Raw genomic sequence first — 8,449 nt, forward strand, 5'->3', positions numbered from 1 at the left:
CCGGGCCGCACCACGCGCGGCAGGTGGCGGAGGAGTTCCGGCGGGCCCGTTCCGGTGGGCCGGCCGGCGATCAGTCCAGGTAGCCGCGGAGCTGGTCGGCGAAGGCGTGGTCGCGGAGCTTGTTGAGGGTCTTGGACTCGATCTGGCGGATGCGTTCGCGGGTGACTCCGAAGATCCGGCCGATCTCCTCCAGGGTGCGGGGGCGGCCGTCGACCAGTCCGTAGCGGAGCTGTACGACTTTGCGCTCGCGCTCGCCGAGTGTGGAGAGGACCGCTTCGAGGTGCTCCCGCAGCAGCAGGAACGCCGCCGACTCCACGGGGGACGCGGCGTCGCCGTCCTCGATGAGGTCGCCGAGCGCGACATCGTCCTCCTCGCCGACGGGCGCGTGCAGCGATACGGGCTCCTGGGCGAGGCGCAGCACCTCGGTGACCCGCTCCTCGGTGAGGTCGAGGTGGGCGGCGACCTCGTCGGGGCCGGGTTCGTAGCCGCGCTCCTGGAGCATGCGGCGCTGGACGCGCACCACGCGGTTGATCAGCTCGACGACATGGACCGGGACCCGGATCGTACGGGCCTGGTCGGCCAGCGCGCGGGACATGGCCTGGCGGATCCACCAGGTCGCGTAGGTCGAGAACTTGTATCCGCGCGCGTAGTCGAACTTCTCGACGGCGCGGATCAGACCGAGGTTGCCCTCCTGCACCAGGTCGAGCATGGTCAGCCCGCGGCCGACGTAGCGCTTGGCGACGGAGACGACGAGGCGGAGGTTGGCCTCGATGAGGCGGCGCTTGGCCATTCGGCCCAGTACCACCAACTTGTCGAGATCCAGGGCGAGTTGCGAGTCGAGGTCGGATGCGGTGCCGAGCCGCTCCTCGGCGAACAGCCCCGCCTCGACGCGGCGGGCCAGCTCGACTTCCTCGGCCGCGGTGAGCAGGGTGATGCGGCCGATCTCGCGGAGGTACTGGCGGAACAGGTCGGAGGAAGGTCCACTGGTGTCGGGCCGTGCGGGCGGATCGGGGAGCACTTCCTCACCGAACGTTTCGGACGCGGGCGGATCGGCCTGTCGTACGACGGCCGGTGCCGCGTCGGTCAGGGTCTGGGTCTGCACGGGGGCGACCTCCAGGGTGATCGCTGCTGAGGCGGCAGAAGGATCGGGCACGGTTGCGGCCGAGCCGCCGTCCGTCCCGGACATCAAGAGCGGCTCCGCGGGGGACTCCGGTTTCGGGGGACCGGACCCGCGCTCCGAGGACTCAGGCACCACAAGCCAGTGTGGGGCACGACACACTCCCGCCACGAGGGGCGTGCGCGCACTTTCTGGGTCCGTTCCGTGACCGGTCGGCTACAGCGCGGGGGCGGGCCTCTCGCTGAGCGGAACAGGGGCTCCGGCGCGGGACACGGCCCCAGCCCGGCCTTGGTCCAGCCCCGGCCCGGCCTTGGTCCCGCCTCGGGCGGCCCTCCCAGCCCGTCCTCGGCCCGCTCCCGGTGCCCGCTCGGCGCCGCTGGAGCGCGCCCGCCGCTCGGCGTCGCTAGAGCGCGTCCGCGCCGCGCTCGCGCAGCGCCTGGGCGTACTGCTGGAGGACCCACAGCTCGTTCTGCACGGCGGCGAGGTGGTCCGGGGCGGCCTGCGCGCCGAGGCGCACCATGCTCGCCGTCACGTCCGCGACGCGGCGCTCCACGGCCCGCAGCCGGACCTGCACCAGCTGGACGCCCGCGTACGCCTCGTCGACGGTGCGGCTGTGGATCGCCTCGACGGCCAGCTCGGTGACCATGGCGCGCACGGTGTTGTCGGGAGCCGTGTCCCGTACGCGGGCGAGGTAGTCGTCGGCGGCCCGGGCCACTCCCCCGGCCTCCTCGATGGTGCGGCGCACGGCCACGTACGGGTCGGCGGTGAACTCGTCCTCGCCGTACGCGTCGAAGGCGGGGGCGACCAGGTCGGGGCGCTGGAGGGCCAGCTTGAGCAGCTCGCGCTCGGTGCGGTGGGCGGGGCTGCGCAGGTTCAGGGCGGGACCGCGGTGGACGGGCTGGGCTGATGGTGCGGTGGGGGCGGGCGGGGCGCCGCCGCGCGTACGGCCGCCCTGGTCGGCGCCGGGGCGCTGGCCGCGCTCGCGGGCCCAGCGGGCGAGCTGGCCGACGCGGCGGACCACGAACTGGGTGTCGAGGATGCCGAGCATGCCCGCGAGCGCCACCGCGTACTCGTGCTGGATGGAGCTGTTCTTGATGCCCGCGACGATGGGCGCGGCGGCTTCGAGGGCGGCGGCGCGGCCCTCGGCGGTGTCGAGGTTGTGGCGGCCGACGACCTGCCGGATCGCGAAGGCGAAGAGCGGGGTACGGGACTCCACCAGCCGCTGCACGGACTCGTCGCCCTCGGCGAGGCGCAGCTCACAGGGGTCCATGCCGCCCGGGGTGATGGCGATGGACGTCTCGGCGGCGAACTTCTGGTCGTCCTCGAAGGCCCGTAGCGCCGCCTTCTGCCCGGCCGCGTCGCCGTCGAAGGTGAAGACGACCTCGGCGCTCGCGTTGTCCATCAGGAGGCGGCGGAGGATCTTGATGTGGTCGCCCGCGAAGGAGGTGCCGCAGGTGGCGATGGCGGTGGTGACCCCCGCGAGGTGGCAGGCCATGACGTCCGTGTAGCCCTCGACCACGACGGCGCGGCTGGTCTTGGCGATGTCCTTCTTGGCGAGGTCGATGCCGTAGAGGACGTGCGACTTCTTGTAGAGCGCGGTCTCGGGGGTGTTGAGGTATTTGGGGCCGTTGTCGTCGTCGCGGAGCTTGCGGGCTCCGAAGCCGATGACCTCGCCGGTGATGTCGCGGATGGGCCACATCAGCCGGCCGCGGAAGCGGTCGATGGGGCGGCCGCCCCGGCTCTCCTGGGAGAGCCCGGAGAGGATCAGCTCCTTGTCGCTGAAGCCCTTGCCGCGCAGGAAGCGGGTGAGGTGGTCCCAGCCGGCCGGGCTGTAGCCGACGCCGAAGTGCTGGGCGGCGGCCTGGTCGAAGCCGCGGCCCGCGAGGAACTTCCGGCCGATCTCGGCCTCGGGGCTGTCGAGCTGCTCCACGTAATAGAGGGCCGCGGCCCGGTGCGCCTCGACGAAGCGGATGCGCTCGCCCTGCTGGCGGCCGGGGGTGTAGCCGCCCTCCTCATAGCGCAGGGTGATGCCGGCCAGGCCGGCGAGCCGCTCGATGGTCTCGGCGAAGGAGAGGTGGTCGATCTTCATGACGAAGTCGACGGTGTCCCCGCCCTCCTGGCAGCCGAAGCAGTAGAAGAGCCCCTTGGCGGGACTGACCTGGAAGGAAGGCGACTTTTCGTCGTGGAAGGGGCAGAGGCCCTTCAGGTTGCCGCCGCCCGCGTTGCGCAGCTGGAGATACTCGGAGACCACGGCGTCGATCGGGACCGCGTCCCGGACCGCCTTCACATCGTCATCGTTGATCCTGCCTGCCACGTGTGAAGTCTACGGCCGGGGTCCGACACTCCCGAACCGCCGGGCCCCTCAGCCCCCTCCCGGCTGTCCGCCGAGGCCCCCGACCTCGATCGTGAAGACGTGATGCGGGCCGACGGACTCGATGACGAATTCCTCCCCGACGACGGTGAAGCCCTGGTGCTCGTAGAAGCCGCGGGCCGAGGTGCGGCCGTTGCACCAGACGGTCTCCGCGCCGCGCGCCGCCGCCTCGGCGAGGCCCGCCCGCAGCACGGCGACGCCATAGCCGAGGCCGCGGACGGCCGGATCGCTGGCCATGCCGCGGAAGCGGTACGCGCGCCCGGCGCCGCCGGCGCTGTAAGAGGCGACGTCAGCACCGTGAACACCGTCGGCCCCGCCGGGCAGCGGGTCCGGAAAGAGGGTGGCACAGCCCCGTACGGCGCCGCCCTCGTCGTACGCGGCGACATGGAAGGTGCCCCCGGCCGGGTCGCCGTCCTCGGGGAAGACGGCGGCCTCGGGAGGCAGGCCCGGCCGCAGCACCGACCGGCGCAGCTCGAAGATCTCCGCGACCGGCACCACTGCTGTACGGATGGTCATGGCCCCAAGCTATTCCAGCAGCGAGGCCAGGGGGACCCCTGGGTCGGCGAGGGCGTCCGGGTCGGGGTGGGCGCCGGCGCGGATGAGCTGCTGGATGGGGTCGGTGACGTCCCAGACGTTGACGTTCATGCCCGCGAGCAGCCGGCCTTCCTTGAGCCAGAAGGCGATGAACTCGCGCTTGGAGACATCGCCGCGGCAGACCACCTGGTCGTACGAGCCGGGCGGCGCGTAGCCGGAGTATTCGAGGCCGACGTCGTACTGGTCGGAGAAGAAGTACGGCACCCGGTCGTAGGAGACCTCCTGGCCGAGCATGGCGCGGGCGGCGGCGGGGCCGCCGTTGAGCGCGTTGGCCCAGTGCTCGACGCGGAGCCGGGAGTCGAGCAGCGGGTGTTCGGCGGCGGCGACGTCGCCCGCCGCGAAGATGTCCGGGTCGCTGGTGCGCAGCGCGGCGTCCACGGCGATGCCGCCGCCGCCCGTACGGTCGGCCAGCTCCAGGCCCGCGCTCTCGGCGAGGGCGGTGCGCGGGGCGGCCCCGATGGCGGCGAGGACGTCGTGGGCGGGGTGCTCCTCGCCGTCGTCGGTGCGGACGGCGAGCACCAGGCCGTCCTGGCCGACGATCTCGGTGAGCCGGGAGCCGAAGTGGAACCGCACGCCGTGTTCGCGGTGCAGGTCGGTGAAGAGCGCGCCGAGCTCGGGGCCGAGGACGGTGTGCAGGGGGGTCGGCTCGGACTCGACGACGGTCACCTCGGCGCCGTACGAGCGGGCGGCGGCGGCGACTTCGAGCCCGATCCAGCCGGCTCCGGCGATGACGAGGTGGCCGTTGTCGCGGCCGAGGGAGGCGAGCACGCCGCGCAGCCGCTCGGCGTGGGCGAGGCGGCGCAGGTGGTGGACGCCGGCCAGGTCGGTGCCGGGGACGTCGAGACGGCGGGGCTCGGCGCCGGTGGCCAGCAGCAGCCGGTCGTAGTGGACGCTGGTGCCGTCGCCGAGCCGTACGGACTTGGCGGCGCGGTCGAGGTGGACCGCGGGCTGGCCGAGGTGGAGTTCGATGTTGGCCTGCGCGTACCAGGACGGCTCGTGGACGAAGACGCTGTCCCGTTCCTCGTTGCCGATGAGGTAGCCCTTGGAGAGCGGCGGGCGCTCATAAGGGTGTTCGCGTTCGTCGCAGATCAGTATCACCCGGCCGGTGAAACCCTCCGATCGGAGGGTTTCGGCGGCCTTGGCCCCGGCCAGGCCCCCTCCGACGATGACGAACGTCCGGTGTGCATCCACCACTTCGTGCCTCCTAGCTCGCGCAGTACGTCTGCGCCTTCCGCCCCCCGGTCCCAATCGCCAAAGCCGAGCGTCCCGCACGGAGCGTGCTGCCGGAAGAGGGACTGCGCCGGACGGCTCAGAGCGATGACACACGGTGGACGGCGATGCGCCGGCCCTTGCGGTCACAGGGTGTCAGGTCCCTGTGACAGCGGCGCGCCCGGCCCGCCGGAACGGCGGCTACGGGCGTTCCGGAAGGGGCCTCGTCGGGCCGTCGGCGCCGTCTGAAAACCGCCGCCGCCGGACCCGCGCGCCGGTCTGGGGCAGAGCTCCGCCGGTCCGGCCAAGGTGTTCCGCGCGGCCACGCACCCATCACGAGCCGGAACCCCCGCTGTCCGGCACCGGCGGCACGCCCGGCCAGGTCGGATAGTCGATGTAGCCGCGCTCCGCACCGCGGTAGTGGGTGCCGCGGTCGCCGGTGGCGATCTCGTGGCCCAGGGCGAACCGGCTGACGAGATCGGGGTTGGCGATGAAGGGCCTGCCGAAGGACACGGCGTCGGCGATGCCCGCCTCGACGATCGCGTTGCCGCTCTCCCGGTCGAAGCCGTGGTTGGCGATCAGCGGGCCGTCGAAGAGCCGCCGGTAGCGGGCGAACTCGGCGCTCACGGGGGCGGCGCCGGGGCTGCTCGGCGCCCGGCCGCGCAGATGGAGGTAGGCCACCCGGCGCCGGCCGAGTTCGGCCACGAGGGCGTCGTGGTCGGCGAGGGTACGGGCGTCGGCGGTGTAGGGGTACGCGCCGGGCGGTGGGCCGCCCGGCGGCCGGTCGCCGACGGTCCAGTACGGCGACAGCCGCACGCCGACGCGCCGGGCGCTCCAGGCGGCGCTCACCGCGTCGGTGATGTCGAGCAGCAGGCGGCCGCGGTCCGCGCCGTAGCCGTCGGTGCGGCGGTTCAGCCGCCGGTTGAGGAACTGCGCTATCAGATAGGTGCCGTTGGCGGCGATCTCGACCCCGTCGAACCCGGCGCGGCGCGCGTGTGCGGCCGCGGCCCCGTAATCCGCGATGGTGCGCTCGATGTCCGCCGGGGTCATCTCCCTGGGGGTGACGGTCTCCTTGCGCCCGTACGGGGTGTGGATCGTCTCGCGCGGGTCGACCGCCGAGGGCCCCGCGGGCAGCGCGCCCGCGAGGTGGTCGGGGTGCGAGTTGGCGCCGGTGTGCCAGAGCTGCGCCACGATGCGGCCGCCCAGGGCGTGCACGAGGCCGGTGACCCGGCTCCAGGCGGCGATCTGCCGTTCGGTGTGGAGGCCGGGGACGCCGCCGAAGCCGACGGCCCGTTCGCTGACCCAGACGCCTTCGCTGATGATCAGGCCGGCGCCGGCCCGCTGACCGTAGTACGCGGCGTGCAGGTCCGTCGGCACCAGGTCCGCGTTGGTCGCGCGGGCCCGGGTCAGCGGCGCCATCACCACCCGGTTGGGCAGCCGGAGATCACCGATGCTCGTCGGCCGCAGCAACGGCTGGGGCTGGTGGGGCTCGGTGTGCGGATCGTGATTCTGAACGTGCTGCTCAGCATGGTTCTGAACGTGCTGCTGAACGTGGTTCCGAACGTACGGATTCATCGGGCGCTCTCCTCGTCGCGTCGCCTCCCGTGCCACGGGGCTGACGGATCGCGACGGGGAGATGTGACCGGTGAGCGCCTAACCCCTCGGCGTGGAGCGGGTGGAGCCGGTGAGGCGGATGCGCAGGGAGCGGGCGGAGGCGTCGGTGAGGGCGGCGATCTGGTCGATGACGGCGCGCAGCCGGACCGTGTCGTCGGGCGCGGCGGTGAACAGGGAGTGGAACTGCGGGTCGAGGCCGTCGGGCGCGCGGGCGATCAGCGCCTCGGCGAGTTCGGCGATGACGACGCGCTGGTCGGCGCGGAGCCTCTGCTGGGCCGGGCGCTGCATGACGTAGTGGTCGGCGACGGCCTTCAGCACGGCGCATTCGAGGCGGGTTCCGTGCGGTACGACCAGTTCGGCGCGGTAGCGGGTGAGGCGGCCCGGCCCGTACGCGGTGCGGGTCGCGCTCTCGGCGGCGAGGCAGAAGCGGCCGATGAGCTGGCTGGCGGCGTCCTTGAGGCGGGCCTGGGCGACGGCCGTTCCGTCGTAACCGTGCGGCCACCACTCCTGGTCGAGGAGCCGGTCCAGGGCCGCGGCCAGCTCTTCGGGGTCGGCGCCGGGTGCGTACCGGTCGGCGGCGACGGCGAAGATCTCGCGCCGCTCGGGTTCGGCGAGCAGGCAGTTGGGGTCGATGTGGCCGGCGTGCAGGCCGTCCTCGACGTCGTGCACGGAGTACGCGACATCGTCGGACCAGTCCATGACGTGCGCCTCGAAGCTCTTGCCGCCCTTGGGCGCGCCCTCGCGCAGCCACTCGAAGACCGGCACGTCGTCGGCGTAGACCCCGAACTTCGGCGAGGTGGGGTCCGAGGGGTGGCCGCCGCGCGCCCAGGGGTACTTGGTGGCGGCGTCCAGGGTGGCGCGGGTGAGGTTGAGACCGACGCTGACCAGCTCACCGCTGTCGGGGTCGGTGGTGAACCGTTTCGGTTCCAGGCGGGCCAGCAGCCGCAGCGACTGCGCGTTCCCCTCGAAGCCGCCGCAGCCCTCGGCGACCTCGTTGAGCGCCTGCTCCCCGTTGTGGCCGAACGGCGGGTGGCCGAGGTCGTGCGCGAGGCAGGCCACCTCCACCAGGTCGGGGTCGCAGCCGAGGGCGGCGCCCAGCTCGCGGCCGACCTGGGCGCACTCCAGGGAGTGCGTCAGGCGCGTACGGGGGCTGGCGTCCCATGCCTGGTCGCTGATGCCGGGCGTGACCACCTGGGTCTTCCCGGCGAGGCGGCGGAGCGCGGCGGAGTGCAGCACGCGGGCGCGGTCGCGCTGGAAGGCCGTGCGGCCCGGCCGCTTGTCGGGCTCGGCCGCCCGCCGCTCCAGGTCCGATGGCTCGTATCCGCCGATGCCGGGACTTTCGGACGCGGTACGCGCTGTGCCGTTCATACCCCCGACGGTAACCGCCGCCTGTGACGCGAGCGACGGCGTGCACGGCGCGGTGGCCGGTTCACGGAGGTGCCCGCGCGCCCCGGCGGCGCCGGGGGGGGGGGGGGGGGGGGGGGGGAGGGGGGGGGGGGGGGGGAGGGGGGGGGGGGGGGGGGGGGGGGGGGGGGGGGGGGGGT

General features: G+C 73.5%; 6 protein-coding genes. All 6 read right to left on the bottom strand.

The window, feature by feature from the left end; genetic code table 11:
- Positions 1-70: 70 nt before the first annotated feature.
- Positions 71-1,252: an RNA polymerase sigma factor gene (locus AC07AB_RS23870; protein WP_478570147.1), complete on the bottom strand. Its 1,182-nt coding sequence runs from the start codon at positions 1,250-1,252 to the stop codon at positions 71-73.
- A 268-nt stretch (positions 1,253-1,520) separates the two neighbouring features.
- On the bottom strand, positions 1,521-3,431 hold the full coding sequence (dnaG, locus tag AC07AB_RS23875; protein WP_478570150.1) for a DNA primase: 1,911 nt from the start codon (positions 3,429-3,431) through the stop codon (positions 1,521-1,523).
- Positions 3,432-3,479: 48 nt separating this feature from the next.
- Positions 3,480-4,004, bottom strand: a complete 525-nt coding sequence (locus tag AC07AB_RS23880) for a GNAT family N-acetyltransferase (RefSeq protein WP_478570153.1) — start codon at positions 4,002-4,004, stop codon at positions 3,480-3,482.
- Positions 4,005-4,013: 9 nt separating this feature from the next.
- Positions 4,014-5,276, bottom strand: coding sequence for an NAD(P)/FAD-dependent oxidoreductase (locus AC07AB_RS23885; RefSeq protein WP_478570156.1), 1,263 nt, complete (start codon positions 5,274-5,276; stop codon positions 4,014-4,016).
- Between the two features lie 348 nt (positions 5,277-5,624).
- Complete coding sequence (locus AC07AB_RS23890) at positions 5,625-6,866, bottom strand: alkene reductase (RefSeq protein WP_478570159.1); 1,242 nt, start codon at positions 6,864-6,866, stop codon at positions 5,625-5,627.
- A 78-nt stretch (positions 6,867-6,944) separates the two neighbouring features.
- Positions 6,945-8,273 carry a deoxyguanosinetriphosphate triphosphohydrolase gene (locus AC07AB_RS23895; protein WP_478570161.1) on the bottom strand — a complete coding sequence of 443 codons (1,329 nt, stop codon included), beginning with the start codon at positions 8,271-8,273 and terminating at the stop codon, positions 6,945-6,947.
- Between the last annotated feature and the right edge of the window lie 176 nt (positions 8,274-8,449).

The sequence above is a fragment of the Streptomyces sp. NPDC044033 genome (genome assembly GCF_056434425.1).

Excerpts from the sequence above, each read along its gene's own strand:
- AC07AB_RS23880 (WP_478570153.1), bottom strand. The coding sequence starts at position 4,004 with ATGACCATCCGTACAGCAGTGGTGCCGGTCGCGGAGATCTTCGAGCTG.
- AC07AB_RS23890 (WP_478570159.1), bottom strand. The coding sequence starts at position 6,866 with ATGAATCCGTACGTTCGGAACCACGTTCAGCAGCACGTTCAGAACCAT.
- AC07AB_RS23895 (WP_478570161.1), bottom strand. The coding sequence starts at position 8,273 with ATGAACGGCACAGCGCGTACCGCGTCCGAAAGTCCCGGCATCGGCGGA.